19 protein-coding genes and 1 riboswitch are annotated in these 19,047 nt (G+C 72.2%); of the genes, 11 read left to right on the top strand and 8 right to left on the bottom strand.

Going from position 1 to position 19,047, the window contains the following annotated elements; genetic code table 11:
- Positions 1-172 precede the first annotated feature (172 nt).
- Both ACZ51D_RS42505 and ACZ51D_RS42500 read right to left on the bottom strand, forming a co-directional pair.
- On the bottom strand, positions 173-748 hold the full coding sequence (locus ACZ51D_RS42505; RefSeq protein ID WP_465625532.1) for a TerD family protein: 576 nt from the start codon (positions 746-748) through the stop codon (positions 173-175).
- A gap of 145 nt (positions 749-893) precedes the next feature.
- Positions 894-1,391: a hypothetical protein gene (locus ACZ51D_RS42500; RefSeq protein WP_396290297.1), complete on the bottom strand. Its 498-nt coding sequence runs from the start codon at positions 1,389-1,391 to the stop codon at positions 894-896.
- Between the two features lie 139 nt (positions 1,392-1,530).
- On the opposite strand from ACZ51D_RS42500, the gene arfB reads away from it, so the two are divergent.
- The gene (gene arfB / locus ACZ51D_RS42495; protein ID WP_465665659.1) at positions 1,531-1,965 is read left to right on the top strand and encodes an alternative ribosome rescue aminoacyl-tRNA hydrolase ArfB; all 435 of its coding nucleotides are present in this window, start codon (positions 1,531-1,533) and stop codon (positions 1,963-1,965) included.
- A 53-nt stretch (positions 1,966-2,018) separates the two neighbouring features.
- Here the strand turns inward: arfB and ACZ51D_RS42490 are convergent, their stop codons facing one another.
- Positions 2,019-2,546: a flavin reductase family protein gene (locus ACZ51D_RS42490; RefSeq protein WP_360506774.1), complete on the bottom strand. Its 528-nt coding sequence runs from the start codon at positions 2,544-2,546 to the stop codon at positions 2,019-2,021.
- A 371-nt stretch (positions 2,547-2,917) separates the two neighbouring features.
- Between ACZ51D_RS42490 and ACZ51D_RS42485 the strand changes: the two genes are divergently transcribed.
- The gene (locus ACZ51D_RS42485) at positions 2,918-4,708 is read left to right on the top strand and encodes a GGDEF domain-containing protein (protein ID WP_360506772.1); all 1,791 of its coding nucleotides are present in this window, start codon (positions 2,918-2,920) and stop codon (positions 4,706-4,708) included.
- Positions 4,709-4,880: 172 nt separating this feature from the next.
- The gene (locus tag ACZ51D_RS42480) at positions 4,881-5,885 is read left to right on the top strand and encodes a carbohydrate-binding protein (protein WP_465665657.1); all 1,005 of its coding nucleotides are present in this window, start codon (positions 4,881-4,883) and stop codon (positions 5,883-5,885) included.
- A 66-nt stretch (positions 5,886-5,951) separates the two neighbouring features.
- Here ACZ51D_RS42480 and nagA read toward each other — a convergent pair whose 3' ends face one another.
- Both nagA and ACZ51D_RS42470 read right to left on the bottom strand, forming a co-directional pair.
- The gene (gene nagA / locus ACZ51D_RS42475) at positions 5,952-7,136 is read right to left on the bottom strand and encodes an N-acetylglucosamine-6-phosphate deacetylase (RefSeq protein WP_465665655.1); all 1,185 of its coding nucleotides are present in this window, start codon (positions 7,134-7,136) and stop codon (positions 5,952-5,954) included.
- On the bottom strand, positions 7,133-8,083 hold the full coding sequence (locus ACZ51D_RS42470) for an ROK family protein (RefSeq protein ID WP_360494797.1): 951 nt from the start codon (positions 8,081-8,083) through the stop codon (positions 7,133-7,135). The genes nagA and ACZ51D_RS42470 overlap by 4 nt, the downstream gene beginning before the upstream one ends.
- 323 nt (positions 8,084-8,406) lie before the next feature.
- On the opposite strand from ACZ51D_RS42470, the gene ACZ51D_RS42465 reads away from it, so the two are divergent.
- Positions 8,407-9,687, top strand: coding sequence for an extracellular solute-binding protein (locus tag ACZ51D_RS42465; protein ID WP_465626729.1), 1,281 nt, complete (start codon positions 8,407-8,409; stop codon positions 9,685-9,687).
- Positions 9,688-9,757: 70 nt separating this feature from the next.
- Here ACZ51D_RS42465 and ACZ51D_RS42460 read toward each other — a convergent pair whose 3' ends face one another.
- Positions 9,758-10,108, bottom strand: a complete 351-nt coding sequence (locus ACZ51D_RS42460; protein WP_465626728.1) for a cupin domain-containing protein — start codon at positions 10,106-10,108, stop codon at positions 9,758-9,760.
- 66 nt (positions 10,109-10,174) lie between these two features.
- Here ACZ51D_RS42460 and ACZ51D_RS42455 point away from each other — a divergent pair, with 66 nt between their 5' ends.
- Both ACZ51D_RS42455 and otsB read left to right on the top strand, forming a co-directional pair.
- A complete protein-coding gene (locus tag ACZ51D_RS42455; RefSeq protein WP_465626726.1) occupies positions 10,175-10,447 on the top strand; it encodes a DUF3263 domain-containing protein in 273 nt (90 codons plus the stop codon).
- A 41-nt stretch (positions 10,448-10,488) separates the two neighbouring features.
- A complete protein-coding gene (gene otsB, locus ACZ51D_RS42450; protein ID WP_465665653.1) occupies positions 10,489-11,340 on the top strand; it encodes a trehalose-phosphatase in 852 nt (283 codons plus the stop codon).
- Here otsB and ACZ51D_RS42445 read toward each other — a convergent pair.
- On the bottom strand, positions 11,327-12,811 hold the full coding sequence (locus ACZ51D_RS42445) for an alpha,alpha-trehalose-phosphate synthase (UDP-forming) (protein WP_465665651.1): 1,485 nt from the start codon (positions 12,809-12,811) through the stop codon (positions 11,327-11,329). The genes otsB and ACZ51D_RS42445 overlap by 14 nt on opposite strands.
- A gap of 73 nt (positions 12,812-12,884) precedes the next feature.
- Positions 12,885-13,865: a glucosyl-3-phosphoglycerate synthase gene (locus ACZ51D_RS42440; RefSeq protein WP_396287951.1), complete on the bottom strand. Its 981-nt coding sequence runs from the start codon at positions 13,863-13,865 to the stop codon at positions 12,885-12,887.
- A gap of 171 nt (positions 13,866-14,036) precedes the next feature.
- Positions 14,037-14,172: riboswitch (SAM riboswitch) on the top strand.
- A 16-nt stretch (positions 14,173-14,188) separates the two neighbouring features.
- Here ACZ51D_RS42440 and thrC point away from each other — a divergent pair.
- From thrC to ACZ51D_RS42415, 5 genes are all read left to right on the top strand, one after another.
- Complete coding sequence (thrC, locus tag ACZ51D_RS42435; RefSeq protein ID WP_465626721.1) at positions 14,189-15,469, top strand: threonine synthase; 1,281 nt, start codon at positions 14,189-14,191, stop codon at positions 15,467-15,469.
- A 41-nt stretch (positions 15,470-15,510) separates the two neighbouring features.
- Positions 15,511-15,789 (top strand): MoaD/ThiS family protein, encoded by a 279-nt coding sequence (locus ACZ51D_RS42430; protein WP_360494773.1) that lies wholly within the window; start codon positions 15,511-15,513, stop codon positions 15,787-15,789.
- Between the two features lie 540 nt (positions 15,790-16,329).
- Positions 16,330-16,533: a cold-shock protein gene (locus tag ACZ51D_RS42425; RefSeq protein ID WP_030289665.1), complete on the top strand. Its 204-nt coding sequence runs from the start codon at positions 16,330-16,332 to the stop codon at positions 16,531-16,533.
- 323 nt (positions 16,534-16,856) lie between these two features.
- Positions 16,857-18,479 (top strand): chaperonin GroEL, encoded by a 1,623-nt coding sequence (gene groL, locus ACZ51D_RS42420; protein WP_049652341.1) that lies wholly within the window; start codon positions 16,857-16,859, stop codon positions 18,477-18,479.
- A gap of 113 nt (positions 18,480-18,592) precedes the next feature.
- A complete protein-coding gene (locus ACZ51D_RS42415; RefSeq protein WP_465626718.1) occupies positions 18,593-18,949 on the top strand; it encodes a hypothetical protein in 357 nt (118 codons plus the stop codon).
- Positions 18,950-19,047: the final 98 nt, after the last annotated feature.

The following is a 19,047-nucleotide window of genomic DNA, read 5'->3' as shown; positions in this document are numbered from 1 at the left end:
CCGGGGGGCCCGCCCGGGGGGGGGGGCCGGGGGGCGGGGCGGGGGGCGGGGGGGGGGGGGGGCCCCGGGGGGGGGGGGGCGCGGCGCCCCCCCCCCCCCCCCCCCCCCCCCGCGGCGTTGTCAGGGTGCGGCAGATCTGTCAGGGGGGTGCGTCAGATCTGTGCGGGGTGCGTCAGATCTGGACGCCGAAGTCCTGGGCGATGCCCGCCAGGCCGGAGGCGTAGCCCTGGCCGACGGCGCGGAACTTCCACTCGGCGCCGTTGCGGTAGAGCTCGCCGAAGATCATCGCGGTCTCGGTGGCGGCGTCCTCGGAGAGGTCGTAGCGGGCGATCTCGGCGCCGCCGGCGGCGTTCACCACGCGGATGTAGGCGTTGCGGACCTGGCCGAAGCTCTGGCCGCGGGCGGTGCCGTCGTAGATGGTGACCGGGAAGGTGATCTTGACGGCCTCGGCGGGCAGGCCGGCCAGGTTGACGTTGATCGACTCGTCGTCGCCGGCGCCCTCGCCGGTGCGGTTGTCACCGGTGTGCACGACGGTGTTGTCCGGCGTGCTGGTGTTGTTGAAGAAGACGAAGTGGGCGTTGGACAGCACCTTGCCGTCCGCGTTCAGGACGATCGCGCTGGCGTCCAGGTCGAATTCGGCGCCGGTCGTGGTGCGGACGTCCCAGCCCAGGCCGACGGTGACCGCGGACAGGCCGGGGGCCTCCTTGGTCAGCGAGACGTTGCCACCCTTGGAGAGGCTCACTGGCATGGCGATTGCTGTCCCTTCGTTCGCTTGCGCTTTCGCTTTGCGCATTTCCCCGGGACAACGCAATACCGGGGCGGCTTGGTTCCGTAGGGTCAGTGAATTCTTCGTGGGCGCGAATGCCGGGGCAAAGACCGGGCAAAGAGAGGCATCAGATCCGGCGGAACCGGCCCTGCAGCGACCAGACGTTCGGGTTGTCGGCCAGGTCGGGGTGCATGTCGAACAGGTCCGCGAGGGTGTCCTGGAGGAAGTCCCGGGCCTCGCGCCGCAGGTCGCTGTGGCGGATCACGGCCGGCGGCTCGTCCGGCAGCCAGGTCGCGGTGACCTCGACCCAGTTGAAACGGCGGGCGAAGCGCAGCAGCTCGGTGTTCTGGGTGAAGTCGAGGTCGGCGGTCTGCACCCGGGCGGCCCGGCTGCCGTCCGGGTCGCGGTCCAGCTCCTCGGCGATGTCGCACAGCGCCCAGGCGAAGTCGAGCACCGGCACCCAGCCCCAGGCGGTGGACAGCTCGGCGCCCTCGGCGTCCAGGTAGACGTCGCCGCAGAACAGGTCGTACCGCAGGGCGTGCACGGACGCGGTGCGGTAGTCCGTCTGCGGGGGGTCGGGGAAGCGGTTGGAGAGGGAGTAGCCGAGCTCGATCACGTACGCCATTGTCGGGGGTCCGGGCGCGTGGCGGTAACCGGCACACCCCGCCCCGAGCGGCCCCCGCCCACGTCGGGTCCGAGCGCCCCGGAGGCGAGGGGGCGAATAACTGCGTGACCGGGCGGGCCGGGCGCGGGATGATGGGCGCATGCCCGAGCCCATCCGCGTACGGGGGTCGGTGGTCGTCCCCGACGCCGAACTCGTCTGGCGCTTCTCGCGTTCCTCCGGCCCCGGTGGCCAGCACGTCAACACCACCGACTCCAAGGTCGAGCTGCGCTTCGACCTGGCCTCCACCCGGGCGCTGCCCGAGGTGTGGCGCGAGCGTGCCCTGGAGCGGCTGGCCGGGCGGCTGGTGGACGGGCGGGTGCTGGTGGTCCAGGCCTCGGAGTTCCGCTCGCAGTGGCGCAACCGGGAGGCGGCCGCGGCCCGGCTGTCGGCGCTGCTGACCGAGGCGTGTGCGCCGCCGCCGAAGTCCCGGCGGGCGACGAAGCCGAGCCGGGGGATGGTCGAGCGCCGGCTGTCCAACAAGCGTCAGCGCTCCGAGGTGAAGCAGGGCCGCCGGGCGCCGCGGGGCGGCGAGTAGCTCCGCTCCAGGGTGGCGAGTGGCTCCGCCCGGGGTGGCGAGGAGCCGGCAGCTCAGCCCAGGGTGCGGTAGCCGCCGTGGAAGTAGAGCAGCGGACGGCCGCCGGGGTCGGGCACCACGGCCTCCAGGACGCGGCCGAGCAGCAGGGTGTGGTCGCCCGCGGGTATCCGCTGTTCGGTGCGGCACTCGACGGTGGCCAGCGCGCCCTCGACCAGCGGGGCGCCGGTGCGCGGGCCGCGGTGGTGCGCGGTGTCCGCGAACAGCAGCCGGTCGCTGAGCCGGCCCTTCATGGCGAAGCGCGAGCCGATCGTCCTCTGTCCCTCGGTCAGTACCGAGACCGCCCAGGTGTCGATCCGGGAGAGCACCTCGTCCATCCGGGAGTCCTCGCGGACCGAGATCAGCACCAGCGGCGGCTCCAGCGACACGGAGAGGAAGGACGTGGCGGTCATGCCGATGTCCTCGCCGTCCTCCGGGTCGTGGACGGTCACCAGGCTCACGCCGGCGGCGAGCTGGGAGAGTGCTGCCCGGAACTCGTCGGGCGTGGCGTGGGGGGCAGCTTCGGGCTGCGGGGACGGGTGCACGTACCGCACGGTAGTCGTCACCCGCGGGAAACGGCATCGGGCCTTGGTCGTAGGACCGGCGACGCACCGGCGGAGTTGCGGTCGCGATCCGGACTCACCCTCAGGAGTGAAGCGGGCGGACCGCCGGATGCAGTCGGCTTCAGTCGGCGGCCGATGCGGTCGACCAGGGGAAATGTTCCGATAGCGCTTGATGTCCAGCTATGGGGCGGATGAACTGATTAAGGGCGCATTAGTGTTGTGTGATTTAAGTCACAAGTGGCGGCCTATTGCTGACCGAGCGTGCCGAACGCTGTGCTCCCTGTGATTCAGTTCTTCTGGCAATCGGACGATAACCAATCAAGAACTATCCGAAGCAGCCGGGGAGCCCCCGCATGGAAGCCGAGTCGGAGCCGTACGTCCGTCTCGCGACCCTCCGCACCTTGCACCGGGTCGTGGCGGACCTCAACGCTGCCCGCAGCCTCGCGGGCACGCTGCAGGCCGTCGTCGAGGGCGCGGTGCACGGGCTCGGCTTCGACGCCGCCGCGGTCAGTCTGGTCCGCCCGGACGGCGACCTCGTGGTGGCGGCCGTCTGGGAGCTGGAGGAGAGCCCGATGGGCGGCCCCTCCGTGCTGCTCGGCCAGGTCGGCTCCCGGGAGTCCTGGGACCGGCTGCTCGGCGTCAGCGACCACTGGGGCACCCTGCGCTTCCTGCCGTACGACCGCGGCTGGGCCGTCGCCAGCGACATCCCGCGCTGGATCGGGGACAGTCCGCTGCCCGTGTACGCCAACGACTGGCACCCCGCCGACGGGCTGCTCGCCCCGATGTACAGCGCCGGCGGCGACCTGCTCGGCGTCCTCTCGGTGGACCGCCCGCGCAGCGGCAAGCGGCCCGGGGCCTGGACCCGCGAGGCCCTGGAGATGTTCTCGCTGCAGGCCTCGATCGCGATCGGCAACGCCCGGCTGCGGGCCGAGATGCAGCGCGCCCTGGCCCGCCTGGAGAAGGAGCAGCAGGCGCTGCGGGCCAGCGAGGAGAGCTTCCGCCAGGCCTTCGAGTACGCGCCCAGCGGGATGGCCATCACCGAACTGCACGGCGCCGGGCGCGGCCAGCTGACCCGGGTCAACGACGCGCTCTGCCGGCTGCTCGGCCGCCCCCGCGCGGTGCTGCGCCAGCAGAGCTTCGCCGACCTCGTCCACCCCGACGACCGCGCCCTGCTGGAGCGCACCAGCGCCGAGAGCGGCCGGGCGGAACTGCGGCTGTCCCGGCGCGACGGCGGCTACCAGTGGGTCTGCCTGCGCAACTCGATCGTGGCGGACGCGGCCGAGGGGCCCAGCTTCCTGCTCACCCACGTCGAGGACATCGAGGACCGCAAGCGGCACGAGTTCCAGCTCGCCCACCGGGCCAGCCACGACGCGCTCACCGGCCTGCCCAACGGCGCCGAGCTCAAGGCCCGGCTGGCCCGCCGGCTCTGCTCCCAGCCGCAGCCGGTCGGCGCCGCCGCCGGCCCGGCCGAGGCGGCCTACCCGCCGCCGTACGGCTACCCGGCCGACTCCTACAGCGCGCACGCGGCCCACGACGGGCTGGAGGGCGCGGACCCGTACGCTGCGGCGGTGCACGGCTACGGGCTGCCCGAGGGCGGCCTGCCGCCCGGCCTCGGCCCGGGCTACGGGGAGCACGTGCACGCGGTGGTCCCGGCCGACCACGGGCCGGGCGGCGACGTCTGGTCCGCCCCGTTCCGCTCCGGCGGCGCGGCCGCGTCCGACAAGGGCCTCGCGGTGCTCTTCTGCGACCTGGACGGCTTCAAGTCGATCAACGATCGGTTCGGCCACAACGCGGGCGACGCGGTGCTGGTCGAGGTCGCCCGGCGGCTGAGCCAGGCCGTCCGGGACGGCGACACGGTGGCCCGGCTCGGCGGCGACGAGTTCGTGGTGCTGGCCGACGGCATCGGCCGGGAGGAGGGCAAGGACCTCGCCCACCGGCTGCGCAACGCGATCATCCCGCCGATGCGGATCGACGGGCGGGCGATGCGGGTCGGGGTGAGTCTCGGGATCGGCTGGGCCGGCTGCGGGATGAGCATCGAGGAGGTGCTGCACACCGCCGACGAGCGGATGTACGACGAGAAGCGCGCCCGCGGCGGGGCGGTGCGCGGGGCGCGCGGCGAGCGTTCGCACCGGCGCGCGGGCTGAGACCGCACGCGGTTGGCGCCGGTCGCGCGCGGCCCGGGTGCCGGGTTACCCGCGAGTTGTCAAGGGTTCTTTTCCCGCTGTCAGGTACGGCAGGTAGGGTGCCCGGTACGACAGCGTCCATGATCTGCGCCGCAGCCCGGCGGCGCGCACCCGGATGGGGGAACAGACCACCGTGACGACCGCCGGCAGCAACGGAGTGCCCGAGGGCCAGGGGGGCGGTGCCCCGCAGGACGACGACCCGTTCGGCTACCTCTACCGCCCGGCCGACGGCTCCACCGGGCAGCCGGCCGAGCCGCAGCAGGGGGTTCCCCGGACGTCGTACAACCGCCCGATGGAGGTCGGGCGCGCACAGTACGGCTACGGCTACCCGCCCCGAGCGCAGCAGCAACAGCAGCAGCCGTACGGCCAGCCGGGTATGCCGCAGCAGGGGTACCCGGGCGGTCAGCCGCAGGCCCCGTACGGTCAGCCCGGCGTGCCGCAGCAGCCCGAGTACGGCGCCGCGCCCACCCAGCAGACCCGCTACGCCGAGCACTCCCGGCCGCAGCCGGGGGACGAGCGGCCGAGCAGCGGCCGGAGCAAGGGCGCGGTGATCGGCGCGGTCGCGGTGGTCGCGGCCATCGCGATCGGCGCCGGGATAGCGCTCTCCACGGGCGACCCGGACGGCGACAAGACCGCCAAGGGCGGCACCGCCACCACCGCCCCGCCGGGCCCCACCACCCCGGGGCCGACCGCCTCGACCGCGAGCGGCTCCCCCTCGGCGAGCGCCACCGTCGTCTCCGGCCCGTCGACCGTGGACGCGAGCCAGCTGCAGGGGCAGAACGCGCCGTCCGGCAACAGCGTCAAGGGCGCCAAGTCGGCGGACGGCAACTACCTGACGCTCCAGCAGGGCGGCTCGGTGACCTGGAACGGCGAGGTCGCCACGGCCGGGACGTACAAGCTGACCGTGCGCTACAACAACACCGGTGCGCTCGTGCAGGGCGCGGCCTCGGTGAACGGCAAGGACTGGCCGAGCGGGCTGGGGTACAAGAACTGGGCGCCCGGCAGCAAGGACCCGTCGTCGAACTGGTTCACCACCTGGATACTCCCGCAGTTCCAGGCCGGGGCGAACTCGGTCACCTTCACGGCGCCCTCCGGGCCCATCCTGATCGACCAGATCATCATCGAGCCCAACGGCTGATCCGGCCTTCCGCAGGACACACCACGGCCGCCCGTCCCCGTCGGGGAGGGCGGCCGTCGGCGTCGCTCAGGCGGGCTTGACGGTGGAGAACCTCTCGCCGCCGAGGACCCAGCGGCCGCGGCGCATGACGGCGACCAGGTCGAAGCTGTCGGAGTCGACCACGACGAGGTCGGCGAGCTTGCCGGTCTCCAGCGTGCCGATGGAGTCGCTCAAGCCGAGCAGCCGGGCCGGGGTGGCGGACAGCGACTCGACGGCCTGGCGGAGGGTCAGGCCGTTGACCGTCACCGAGCGCTTGAACGCCACGTCCAGGGTGAGGGTCGAGCCGGCGATCGAGCCGCCCTCGACCAGCCGGGCGACGCCGTCCTTGACTTCGACCTGGAGGGGGCCGAGGGGGTAGAGGCCGTCGCCCATGCCGGCGGCGCCCATGGCGTCGGTGATCAGGGCGACGCGGGCGGGGCCGGCGGTGCCGTAGGCGAGGTCGAGGACGGAGGGGTGCAGGTGGACGCCGTCGTTGATGAGTTCGACGGTGACCCGTTCGTCCTCGAGGAGGGCGACGATGGGGCCGGGGGCGCGGTGGGCGATGCCGGGCATGGCGTTGAAGAGGTGGGTGGCGACGGTGGCGCCGGCGTCGATCGCTTCCAGGGTGGTGGCGTAGTCGGAGTCGGTGTGGCCGACGGCGGCGATCACGCCGAGGTCGGCGAGCATCCGTACGGAGTCGAGGCCGCCGGGCAGTTCGGGGGCGAGGGTGACCATCGCGGTGTGGCCGCGGGCGGCGTCGACGAGTTTGCGGACCAGGGCGGGGTCGGGGTCGCGCAGCAGGTCGGGACGGTGGGCGCCGCAGCGGTTGTGGGAGATGAAGGGGCCCTCGAAGTGGATGCCGGCCAGGACGCCGTCCTCGACGAGTTCGGAGAGTACGGCGGCCTGGCGGGCGAGGTCGTCGATCTCGCCGGTGACGGTGGAGGCCACCGTGGTGGTGGTGCCGTGTTCGAGGTGGGTCCGGGCGGCGGTCAGGGCTTCCTCGGCGATGCCGGAGGCGTAGGAGGCGCCGCCGCCGCCGTGGACGTGCAGGTCGACGAAGCCGGGCACGACGGTGTGTCCGGTCAGGTCGAGGTCATCGGGCTCGGGCTCGCCGCTCGCGATGGCCGCGATGCGGTCGCCCTCGACGGCCAGCCGGTCGCCCTCGACGACGCCGCCGGGCAGGACCAGGCGGGCGCCGGCCAGGGCAGTACGGTCACGGTCCGCGGTGGTCACGCGGTCACCTCCATGGAGAGCAGCAGATCCCAGGCGAGCAGGCCCGCGCCCAGGGACGCTGCGGTGTCTTTGAGCATGGCGGGTACGACCTTCGGGGGCATCTGGAAGGTCAGGCGCTCGGTGACCGCCGTGCGCAGCGGACCGAAGAGGGTGTCGCCGGCCTCGGCCAGCCCGCCGCCGACGATCACCGTGGACGGGTCGAGCAGGCTCTGGGCGAGGACGATGCCGTCCGCCAGGGCGTCGACGGCCCGCTGCCAGACTGCGCGGGCGCGGTCGTCCCCGGCGTCCACCGCGGCGGCGCAGGATGCCGCGTCGGCGTCGGGGTCGCCGCTGGCCTCGGCCCAGGCGCGGGAGACGGCGGAGGCGGAGGCCAGCGTCTCCAGGCAGCCGCGGGCGCCGCAGCCGCACTGCGGTCCGCCCGGGCGGACCACGACGTGGCCGATCTCGCCGCCGTAGCCGTGTGCGCCCGCCTCGATCCGGCCGCCGATGCCGATGGCGCCGGCGATGCCGGTGCCGAGGGCGATGAACAGGAAGCGGTCGACGCCCCGGCCGGCGCCGATCCGGCCCTCGGCCAGGCCGCCCGAACGCACGTCGTGGCCGAGGGCCACCGGCATCGCGGTGCCGTCGGGGCCGGCCAGGCGCTCGCCGAGGAGTCCCCGCAGGGGCAGGTCCCGCCAGCCGAGGTTGGCGGAGAAGACCGCGATCCCGTTCTTCTCGTCGATCGTGCCCGGGACGGCCACGCCGGCCGCGAGCGGGGCGACGCCGAAGCGGCTGCGCCCCTCGGCCGCCAGGTCGGTGGCGAAGTCGAGGATGGCGGCGACGACGGCGTCCGTGCCGTGCTCCCGCCCGGTCGGTCGGCGTGCCTCGAACAGCACGGAGCCGTCCTGGGCGAGCAGCGCGGCCTTCATGCCGGTGCCGCCTACATCGAGTGCGATGACGTGCTTCACGGAGGACAGTTTCCCTTGGTGGATAGAAGAGGTCTAGTCCAGTTGTCGGATTGGTCTGGTCCATACTGGGTGAGCTTTGTCGCAGCCGTGGGGGTCTGCGGGGCTTTGGGCGGGGCGTACGAGGGGTGTCCGGACGGTTGTCCGGGGGTGAATCGGGCGCTGGTGTTGCGCATCGTGCAACGACTCCGGGCACTTCGGTAACTACTGGTGCGGGGCGGCCCAGTGGTGTGGACCAGTGGTCGGCGGGTTTGGCAGTGTGGCGCCTCCCCCCTGCCGGATTCCCTCGTTCCGGCGGCAGTTCTTCCCCTAAGGCGGTACCCGCGTTGAACAGGCGCGTCCACGTTCCCACCCGTGTGCTCGGCAGTGTGCTGGCCGGAGCCCTGGCACTCACCGCGGTCGGCGCGTGCAGCGGGCAGGACCAGGGGACCGTCACCCTCAAGCTGGTCGCCGCGGACTACGGGGAGAGCCAGGAGACCAACTCCAAGCACTACTGGGACGGGGTCGCCAAGGCCTTCGAGGCCGCCAACCCCGGGATCAAGGTCAGTGTCGAGGTCGACAGCTGGACCGAGATCGGCAAGAAGGTCGAGGACATGATCGCGGCCGGGAAGTCGCCGGACCTGCTGCAGACCGGCGGCTTCGCCGACCAGGTCGCGGCGGGTCGGCTGTACCCGGCGTCCGACGTGCTCTCGATGGACACCCAGGTCGACCTCCTGGACACCTTCGCGCACGCCGGGCAGGTGCTCGGAATCCAGTACGGGATCCCGTTCGTGTCCTCGTCGCGGGTGCTCTTCTACAACAAGGCGATGTTCCGGCAGGCGGGGATCGCGCAGCCGCCCGCCACCTGGAGCGAGCTGAAGCAGGACGCGGAGAAGATCAAGGCCAAGGTGCCGGGGGTGACCCCGTACGGGCTTCCGCTGGGGCCGGAGGAGGCGCCGGCGGAGTCCATGCTGTGGACGCTGAGCGGTGGCGGGAGCATCTCCGACGACGTGGGCAACTACACCATCGACAGCGCCCAGAACCAGGCGACGTTCGGCTGGCTGAAGAGCAACCTGGTGAGCACCGGGCTGACGTACCCGGACCCGGGGAAGATGAACCGCACCCCGGTGTTCCAGGACTTCGCGGCCGGGAAGGTCGCGATGCTGAACGGGCATCCGACGCTGCTGCGGATGGCGACCACCGGGAACATCGAGTTCGGGACGGCGCCGATCCCGAAGAAGGACGGCGTGGGGCGGACCGGGAGCCTCGGGGTCGCGGACTGGATGATGGCGTTCAAGGCGAACGGGCACAAGAACGAGATCAAGAAGTTCCTGTCGTTCGTCTACACCAAGGACAACCAGCTGAAGTTCGACGAGCAGTACAACCTGCTGCCGGTCACCCAGGACGCCTTCGACCAGATGTCGACGGACCCGAAGCACACGGACCTCAAGCAGTTCGCGGTCGGGCTGACCAACGCGAGTTTCTACCCGTTCGGGGACCCGGCGTGGGGCGAGGTCAGCAACCGGATCAAGGCGGGGATCGGGCAGGCCGCGACGGGGGACCCGAAGGTGGTGCTCGGGGGGCTGCAGGACGCGGCGGCGCAGGAGGCGGCGCGGGTCCGCAAGTAGTCCGTACGGCGGGCCCGGTCCCGGGGGTTCCCGGGCCGGGCCTCGACGTGTCTTCATGCAGAAGAGTCGCTCAGGGGAGCGTGATCGCGTAGGCCTTGCGGAGGGTCTCGTGGACCGTCCACGTGGTGCGGTCGCCCTCCCGCAGGACCGCGCAGTCGCCGGGGCCGACCTCCAGGGTCGGGCCGCCCTCGATCTCGATGGTGGCCCGGCCGCTGAGCACCACGAACATCTCGTCGGCCTCGACGTCGGTGACCACGCCGGGGGTGATCTGCCAGATGCCGCGCAGCTGACGGCCGTCGGCGGACTCGGCGAGGACCTTGCCGGTGACCTCGGGAGCGCCGGAGACGATCTGGGACGGGTCGAGCGGGTCGGGTTCGAGGTCGGCGGCGGGGATGTGCAGGGCGAAGCTGGGCGTGGTCATGGGGCGACGTTAGCGGCGGCGGGGGAGCGGTGGGGCGAGCAGTGTGTGTCGGGGTCGCGCGGGAGAATGACACTCCGTAGTGGCGGGCGCAGGGGTGTGGAGGTGGGTGCGGTGGGCGAGCTGAGTGTGCGGGACCGGGCGGTGCTGGCGCTGGAGGGGCGGCAGTGGCGGACGGCGGGCGCCAAGGAGCGGGCGATCCGCGAGGAGCTGGGCCTCTCCTCCACGCGGTACTACCAACTGCTGAACGCGCTGCTGGACCGGGAGGAGGCGCTGGCGCACGCACCGGTGCTGGTGAACCGGCTGCGGCGGGTGCGGGCCGCCCGGAGGGAGGCCCGCTGAGCCGGGCGTTCCGCGCCGGGGCCGGGGGTATGTGCCCCGGTATGGGATTCGGTTTGGGATTCGAAGAGACGTGGGCGCCGGGCACCGAGGCCGGACGGGAGGGCGTGCGGGCGATCCTGCGGGCGCCCCGGGAGGCGGTGATCGGGCTGGACTTCGACGGGACGCTGGCGCCGATCGTCGCGGACCCGAGCCGGGCCAGGGCGCACCCGGGCGTGGCGGGGGCGCTGCGGGTGCTGGCGTCGTCGGTGCGGTCCGTGGTGGTGGTGACGGGTCGGCCGGCGCTGTTGGCGGTGGAGTACGGCGGGCTGGCCGGGGTGCCGGGGGTCGTGGTGCTGGGGCACTACGGGGCCGAGCGGTGGGAGGACGGCGAGGTGACGGCGCCGGAGGTGCACCCGGGGGTGGCGGGGGTGCGGGAGGCGTTGCCGGGCGTGCTGGCGCGGGCCGGGGCGCCGGCGGGGACGGGCGTGGAGGACAAGGGGCGCTCGGTGGCGGTGCACACGCGGCGGACGGCGGCGCCCGAGGAGGCGCTGGAGCTGCTGCGTGCGCCGGTGGGGGAGCTGGCGGCCGAGTACGGACTGGTGGTGGAGCCCGGGCGGCTGGTGCTGGAGCTGCGGCCGCCGGGGGTGGACAAGGGGGCGGCGCTGACCGGGTTCCTGCGGGAGCGGGGGGCCCGTTCGGTGCTGTACGCGGGGGACGACCTGGGGGACGTGGCGGCCTTCGCGGCGGTGGAGAAGCTGCGGGGCGAGGGCGTGGCCGGGCTGCTGGTGTGCAGCGGGGCGGTGGGGGACGCGCCGGTGCGCGAACTCGCCGACCGGGCGGACCTGGTGGTCCCGGGCCCGGCCGGCGTGGTGGAGCTGTTGGGGGCGCTGGGGGAGGCCCTCACTGGGAGTTGAGCGGGACCAGCGCGTAGAGCTGGTCGAGGAACCACTGCTGCGGGGGGAGCGCGGTGGCCGCCGCCGCGAGGCGCTTGGTGCGGTCGGCGCGCTCCTCCTCGGGCATGGTGAGGGCGGTGTGCAGGGCGTCGGCGGTGGCGATGACGTCGTACGGGTTGACCGTCAGGGCGTCGTCGGCGAGCTCCGCGTGGGCGCCCGCCTCCCGGGAGAGGACCAGGGCACAGCCGCGGTCGGAGACCACCGGGACTTCCTTGGCCACCAGGTTCATGCCGTCCCGGATGGGGTTGACCAGGGCCACGTCGGCCAGACGGTAGGCGGCGAGGGAACGCGGGAAGTCGTCGTTGACGTGCAGGATCAGCGGCTGCCAGGTGGGGGTGGCGAACTCGTCGTTGATCTCTTCCGCGAGGTCCTGGACGGCGGCCGTGTAGTTCCGGTACTCGGCCAGGTCGGTCCGGGACGGGTAGGCGAACGCGATGTGGACCACCCGGTCGTGCCACTCGGGGCGGGTGCGGAGCAGGTGCCGGTAGGCCTGGAGGCCGCGGACGATGTTCTTGCTCAGCTCGGTGCGGTCGACCCGGACGATGGTGCGGCGGTCGCCGACGGCTTCGCGCAGGGCGGCGAGGCGTTCGTCGACGTCGGGGCGGTGCGAGCGTTCGCGCAGGAAGTCGGCGTCGGCGCCGAGGGCGTGCACGCCGAGGCGGGTGGTGCGGCCGTCGAGGGTGACGGTGAGTGCCTCGTGGTCGACGGTGGCATCGAGGAGGTCCGCGCAGCAGGCGGCGAAGGCGCGGGCCCAGCGCTCGGTGAGGAAGCCGGCCCGGTCGGCGCCCAGGATGCCGGTGAGGACGGCGCGGGCGACGTCGTCGGGGAGCAGCCGGTAGTACTCGGGTGGGGCCCAGGGGGTGTGCGAGAAGTGGCCGATCCGCAGGTCGGGGCGGGCTGCGCGGAGCAGGGCCGGGGTGAGGGAGAGGTGGTAGTCCTGGACCAGGACCGCGGCGTTCGGGGCGGCTTCGGCGGCCAGGGCCTCGGCGAAGGCGGCGTTGTAGGCCCGGTAGGCGGCCCATTCGGTGCGGAAGGCGGCGTCGAAGGAGGGCGCGGTGGGGGTCGCGTAGAGCAGGTGGTGGACGAACCAGAGGGTGGAGTTGGCGACGCCGTTGTAGGCGCGGGCGAAGGTCTCGGGGTCGATGGCCAGCATCCGGACGGCCTGCCCGCCGACGTCGTGGCCGGCCAGGTCGAGGCGGCCGCGGGGGGCTTGCTCGGCGGCTCTGCGGTCCGCCTCCCCCAGGGCGGCGCAGACCCAGACCGCGTTCGGGTCGTCGATCGCGGAGAGGCCGGAGACCAGGCCCCCGCCGCCGCGCCGCAGGGTCAGCGTGCCGTCGTCGGCGGTGCTGAACGACACCGGTCCCCGGTTGGATGCCACCAGGACGGGGGCGGTGCCGGTCGCACTCGAACGTTCGGTCGTGAGATCGCCCATGGTTGGCATGTTGCCGTGGGTCAGGCGCGGCAAACCCGGGGCCCGTCCTCAGTTCACCCGGGGCCGCCCTCGGTCAGTGGCGGATCGCGTATTCGGGGACGGTGTGCATCGGGGGGCGCTCCAGGGCGGTCACCGGGTGGGTGTGGGCGGTGAAGGCGCGGGTCTGCGGGTCGCGGGTGAACTGGGTGAGCTGCGGGAGGAGGAGGTCGGCGGAGGCCTTGAGCCGGTGGGCGCGGTCGAGGCGTTCGAGGGCGGTGCGGTAGATGGTGGCGGCCATCCGGCCGAGGGCCTGGCCGTCCTGGTGGCGGTGGTGCCGGACGCCGACGTCCACCTGGGCCAGGGCGTCCAGGCCGACCAGCTCCAACGCGTCGACCAGCAGGCCGAGTTCGACGCCGTAACCGGTGGGGAAGGGCAGTCGTTCGAGCAGTGAGCGGCGGGCCGCGTACTCGCCGCCGAGGGGCTGGACGAAACCGGCGAGTTCCGGCCAGTGGAGGTTGAGCAGGGGGCGGGCGACGAGTTCGGTGACGCGGCCGCCGCCGGCCGGGACGACGGCACCGGATTCCGTCTCGAGAGGACGGTCGTACATGGCCTTGACCAGTTGGATGGACTCGTCGGTCAGCAGGGGGCCGACGATGCCGGAGACGAAGGCCGGATCGAACTCGCGCAGGTCGGCGTCCACGAAGCAGACGATGTCGCCGCGGGTGACCAGCAGCGAGCGCCAGAGCACCTCGCCCTTGCCGGCGGCGGCGGGCAGCCGGGGCAGGATGGCGTCGCGGTGCTCGACCCGGGCGCCGGCCTCGGCGGCGACGGCGGCGGTGGCGTCGGAGGAGCCGGAGTCGACCACGACGAGTTCGTCGACGAGCGGGAGGCGTTCCATCAGCTCGCGGCGGACGGTGCGGACGATGTCGCCGACGGTGGCCTCCTCGTCCAGGGCGGGGAGGACGACGCTGACCGTGCGCCCGGTGCGTTCCTTGGCCGCGAGGAGGGTGCGCACCGGCCGGTCGGCCGCGCTCCAGGAGCGGCGGCGCAGCCAGGACGCCGCCTGCGGAAGCAGCTCGGGAGTCGGTTCGGCGGGCACGGAAGTCTCCTCGGCGGGTGGGGTGGGACGGCTCATCTCGCGTGGCGGACGGTCCCGTTCAGGATTGACGCCTTCGGATACAGTCTTCGTACAGCGGCCGGACCTTCGCACGCCGGGGTCGCCGCTGAGTACCACCACAATTTCACAAGCTCATCCAGAGGGACTGAGGGAACGGCCCGTTGACGTCCCGGCAACCTTCTCGCGCGGCTGTTCTCGACAGGCCCCGGCGGGACAGGTGCCAATTCCGGCCTGTGGCGCGTCCGCGCCGCGGGGAAGATGAGGAGAGAGGCCTCGCCATCATGGCTATCGACACTGTCGCACCTGTTTCCGTGGACCTCGGCCCCGCCGTCGCGCTGTCCTGCCGGGAGTGCGGCACCCGATTCCCGCTCGGTCCCGACTTCGCGTGCCTGGAGTGCTTCGGCCCGCTGGAGATCGCCTACGAATTCGGCAGCGAGGGCGCCGAGGAGCTGCGCAAGCGGATCGAGGCCGGTCCGGCCTCCGTCTGGCGCTACGCGCCGCTGCTGCCGGTGCCGGCCGACGTGGCTTCCAAGCCCAACCTGAACCCGGGCTGGACCCCGCTGGTGAAGGCGGACAACCTGGGCCGGGAGCTCGGCTTCACCGCCCAGCTGCACATCAAGGACGACTCCGGGAACCCGACCCACTCCTTCAAGGACCGCGTGGTGGCCTGCGCCATCGAGGCCGCGCGGGCGTTCGGCTACACGACGCTGTCCTGCTCCTCCACCGGCAACCTGGCCGGCGCGGTGGGCGCGGCGGCCGCCCGGGCCGGGTTCCGGTCCTGCGTGTTCATCCCGCACGACCTGGAGCAGGGCAAGGTCGTCATGGCCGGGGTGTACGGCGGCGAGCTGGTCGGCATCGAGGGCAACTACGACGACGTGAACCGCTTCTGCTCGGAGCTGATCGGCGACCCGGCCGGCGAGGGCTGGGGCTTCGTCAACGTCAACCTGCGGCCGTACTACGGCGAGGGCTCCAAGACGCTGGCGTACGAGATCTGCGAGCAGCTCGGCTGGCGGCTGCCGGAGCAGATCGTGATCCCGATCGCCTCGGGATCGCAGCTGACGAAGATCGACAAGGGGCTGCAGGAGCTGATCAAGCTCGGCCTGGTCGAGGACCGGCCGTACCGGATCTTCGGCGCCCAGGCGGAGGGCTGCTCGCCGGTGTCGGCCGCCTTCAAGGCCGGCCGGGACGTGATCAAGCCGGTCAAGCCGGACACCATCGCCAAGTCGCTGGCGATCGGCAACCCGGCCGACGGCCCGTACGTGCTGGACATCGCCCGCCGGACGGGCGGGGCGGTGGAGGACGTCACGGACGCCGAGGTCGTGGCGGCGATCCGGCTGCTGGCGCGGACCGAGGGAATCTTCGCCGAGACCGCGGGCGGGGTGACCGTCGGCGTGCTGAAGAAGCTGGTCGAGACCGGACGGCTGGATCCGGCCAAGGAGACCGTCGCGATCAACACCGGCGACGGCCTGAAGACCCTGGACGCCGTCTCCGACGCCGGGATGACCGCCGTCATCCGCCCGACGCTGGACTCCTTCCGCGCCGCCGGCCTCGTGTCCGCCTGAACCACCTCCGCCCCCGTGAGGCCCCACCCGCAAGGAGAGCCATGAGCGCCAACGTCCGCATCCCCACCATCCTGCGCACCTACACCGGCGGCGCCGCCGAGGTGACCGCCGAGGGCGTCACCCTGGCCGAGGTCATCGCCGACCTGGAGCAGAACCACGCGGGCATCTCCGCCCGCATCCTGGACGACGCCGGCAAGCTGCGCCGTTTCGTCAACGTCTACGTGAACGACGACGACGTGCGCTTCGCCGAGGGCCTGGCGACCGAGATCAAGGACGGCGCCAGCGTCTCGATCATCCCAGCGGTGGCCGGCGGCTGCTGAGCCGTGACGCCGGCTATTCGGCCGCCCGCCCGTACGGAATTCCGCTTTCCGTATGCGCGGGCGGCCGGTTGCATTCCGGCTGGAATATTTTCGAGTCGAGTCGGAGTAGAGTGTCGCTCGGCTGGGAACAGGGGTTCCCTTGCGGCCACCCGCGGTGTTCCGCCGGGGCGGCGTCCGGCCGGTGAGACCGGCTCGTGAAACATGTCAGGCGGATGTCAGAATTGCCGCGGGCATTTGGGTAATTCGTCCGCTATGTCCGGCGTTAAATGCCGAGATCTTCCCGATTCAGCCCGTGCTGTCCCTTGACGCTTCAGCGGAATTACCGGCGGCTGACCCTGTTGCAGAGGGCGTCGGTCCGGATACATTCAGCGGCGGTCGACGCAATCACCCGCTCACCGGAGGCCGTTGGGCGTCCCGTGCGGAGGGTTGCGGCGTGCACGGCTGCGCCCAGGGGGGGTTCCCCGGGCCGGCCTTCAAACCAATCCGGGCCCGCGACCTGCGGGCACGTGAAGGGCCAGCACAGCACTAGGGGAGTTCGGAATGGCTCAGGGCACCGTCAAGTGGTTCAACGCGGAGAAGGGCTACGGCTTCATCGCGGTCGACGGTGGTGCGGACGTCTTCGTCCACTACAGCGCGATCCAGATGGACGGCTACCGCACCCTCGAGGAGGGCCAGCGGGTCGAGTTCGAGATCTCTCAGGGACAGAAGGGCCCGCAGGCGGACATGGTCCGCGCCGCGGTCTGACCCCTTCCGACCCCAGGAGCTCGGCGCGGCCCTACGGCTGGTGACCACTCGCTTCTCGACGGGCCCGTGCGACACGCGTCGCACGGGCCCGTCGGCGTCCCCGGGCGTCCACGGCGGCGGCTCGCGGGTTGCCGATTGGGCTTGCACTCGACCACCGTGAGTGCTAATCATTGGCGTTAGCACTCACAGTGTGAGAGTGACAGCGGACCGGGTCGGTGAGGCCCCCGGGAGCGGTAGGGGAAAAGACCCCCGCACACCAGGGCCGTCCGTCGCGGGCACCCCTTGGTCCGAGCAGTCGACCGTGTCCCGGAGGACCACTTCTGATGGCCAAGATCATCGCCTTTGATGAGGAAGCTCGCCGCGGCCTTGAGCGTGGCATGAACCAGCTCGCCGACGCCGTGAAGGTCACGCTCGGCCCCAAGGGCCGCAACGTCGTGCTGGAGAAGAAGTGGGGCGCCCCCACGATCACCAACGACGGTGTCTCCATCGCCAAGGAGATCGAGCTCGAGGACCCGTACGAGAAGATCGGTGCGGAGCTCGTCAAGGAGGTCGCCAAGAAGACGGACGACGTCGCGGGTGACGGCACCACCACCGCCACCGTGCTCGCCCAGGCGCTCGTCCGCGAGGGTCTGCGCAACGTCGCCGCCGGCGCCAACCCGATGGCCCTGAAGCGCGGTATCGAGAAGGCCGTCGCCGCCGTCTCCGACCAGCTGCTGGCCCAGGCCAAGGACGTGGAGACCAAGGAGCAGATCGCCTCCACCGCCTCCATCTCGGCCGCCGACACCCAGATCGGCGAGCTCATCGCCGAGGCCATGGACAAGGTCGGCAAGGAAGGCGTCATCACCGTCGAGGAGAGCAACACCTTCGGTCTGGAGCTCGAGCTCACCGAGGGCATGCGCTTCGACAAGGGCTACATCTCCGCCTACTTCGCCACCGACCTGGAGCGCATGGAGGCGACGTTCGAGGACCCGTACATCCTCATCGCCAACTCCAAGATCGGCTCGGTCAAGGACCTGCTCCCGCTGCTGGAGAAGGTCATGCAGAGCGGCAAGCCGCTCGTCATCATCGCCGAGGACGTCGAGGGCGAGGCCCTGTCGACCCTGGTCGTGAACAAGATCCGCGGCACCTTCAAGTCCGTCGCCGTCAAGGCCCCGGGCTTCGGCGACCGCCGCAAGGCCATGCTCGGCGACATCGCCATCCTCACCGGTGGCACCGTGATCTCCGAGGAGGTCGGCCTCAAGCTGGAGAACGCCGGCATCGACCTGCTGGGCACCGCCCGCAAGGTGGTCATCACCAAGGACGAGACCACCATCGTCGACGGTGGCGGCGACAGCGAGCAGGTCGCGGGCCGCGTGAACCAGATCCGCGCCGAGATCGAGAACAGCGACTCGGACTACGACCGCGAGAAGCTCCAGGAGCGCCTCGCCAAGCTGGCCGGCGGCGTGGCCGTCATCAAGGCCGGCGCGGCCACCGAGGTGGAGCTCAAGGAGCGCAAGCACCGCATCGAGGACGCCGTCCGCAACGCCAAGGCCGCCGTCGAGGAGGGCATCGTCGCCGGTGGTGGCGTCGCGCTGCTGCAGGCCGGTGTCGCCTTCGACAAGCTGGAGCTGGAGGGCGACGAGGCCACCGGTGCCAACATCGTCAAGGTCGCGCTCGAGGCCCCGATCAAGCAGATCGCGACCAACGCCGGCCTCGAGGGTGGTGTCGTGGTGGAGAAGGTGCGCAACCTCCCCGCCGGCCACGGCCTGAACGCCGCCACCAACACCTACGTCGACCTGATCGCCGAGGGCATCATCGACCCGGCCAAGGTCACCCGCTCCGCGCTGCAGAACGCCGCCTCCATCGCGGCGCTGTTCCTCACCACCGAGGCCGTCATCGCCGACAAGCCGGAGAAGGCCGCCGCGGCCGCCGGCGGCGGCATGCCGGGCGGTGACATGGACTTCTGATCCTGATCGCTTTCGATCGGATCGGTTGATTCCTCGTCCGCGTGGGCGGTTCCCTTCGGGGGGCCGCCCACGCGGCGTTTCGGCGTTCCCGCGTTTCCACGGAGAATGGACGGATGGCTTCCGACGACATCGAGACCGCCCTGCACAACGCCCGGGCCCTGATCCTGGCCGACCTCACCGCACGGGACGTGGCGGACGCCGCCGTCGTCTCGCTGGTGGAGCAGGCCGTCACCCACCGCCGCTGGTGGCTGGATCAGTGGCCGGACGGCACCGAGTACGTGCTCGGGCTGGTCGCCCAGGACGTCCAGGACGCGCTGCTGGAGGCGTACGGCCGGTGGCCGCTGTGCGACGCCTGCGCGGCCGACGGCGACCCGCACGCGCTGAGCGTGGAGCCCGAGCTGGGGCCCGAGCCGCACTGGGTGTGCGGCAAGCAGGGCGCGGTGGTGGCGCCGGTGGGGGAGCTGGCCTAGCCCCAATGCCGGTGACTTAAGTTGTGTCTCGCTGGGTGATCGTGGCGGTGGCGGGTTGGGGCGGTGGCCAGTTGCGGTGTTGGGCGCGTTTGAGGGGC

It is taken from the genome of Kitasatospora sp. NPDC033851, assembly GCF_055576085.1.
The sequence above is the reverse complement of the archived record's forward strand: the minus strand, read 5'-3'. Positions and strand labels throughout refer to the sequence as shown.

Bases quoted from the DNA above. Each gene is read 5' to 3' on its own strand.
- ACZ51D_RS42505 (WP_465625532.1), bottom strand. From the start codon at position 748: ATGCCAGTGAGCCTCTCCAAGGGTGGCAACGTCTCGCTGACCAAGGAG.
- ACZ51D_RS42500 (WP_396290297.1), bottom strand. From the start codon at position 1,391: ATGGCGTACGTGATCGAGCTCGGCTACTCCCTCTCCAACCGCTTCCCC.
- arfB (WP_465665659.1), top strand. From the start codon at position 1,531: ATGCCCGAGCCCATCCGCGTACGGGGGTCGGTGGTCGTCCCCGACGCC.
- ACZ51D_RS42485 (WP_360506772.1), top strand. From the start codon at position 2,918: ATGGAAGCCGAGTCGGAGCCGTACGTCCGTCTCGCGACCCTCCGCACC.
- ACZ51D_RS42460 (WP_465626728.1), bottom strand. From the start codon at position 10,108: ATGACCACGCCCAGCTTCGCCCTGCACATCCCCGCCGCCGACCTCGAA.
- ACZ51D_RS42455 (WP_465626726.1), top strand. From the start codon at position 10,175: ATGACACTCCGTAGTGGCGGGCGCAGGGGTGTGGAGGTGGGTGCGGTG.
- otsB (WP_465665653.1), top strand. From the start codon at position 10,489: ATGGGATTCGGTTTGGGATTCGAAGAGACGTGGGCGCCGGGCACCGAG.
- ACZ51D_RS42445 (WP_465665651.1), bottom strand. From the start codon at position 12,811: ATGGGCGATCTCACGACCGAACGTTCGAGTGCGACCGGCACCGCCCCC.
- thrC (WP_465626721.1), top strand. From the start codon at position 14,189: ATGGCTATCGACACTGTCGCACCTGTTTCCGTGGACCTCGGCCCCGCC.
- ACZ51D_RS42430 (WP_360494773.1), top strand. From the start codon at position 15,511: ATGAGCGCCAACGTCCGCATCCCCACCATCCTGCGCACCTACACCGGC.
- ACZ51D_RS42425 (WP_030289665.1), top strand. From the start codon at position 16,330: ATGGCTCAGGGCACCGTCAAGTGGTTCAACGCGGAGAAGGGCTACGGC.
- groL (WP_049652341.1), top strand. From the start codon at position 16,857: ATGGCCAAGATCATCGCCTTTGATGAGGAAGCTCGCCGCGGCCTTGAG.
- ACZ51D_RS42415 (WP_465626718.1), top strand. From the start codon at position 18,593: ATGGCTTCCGACGACATCGAGACCGCCCTGCACAACGCCCGGGCCCTG.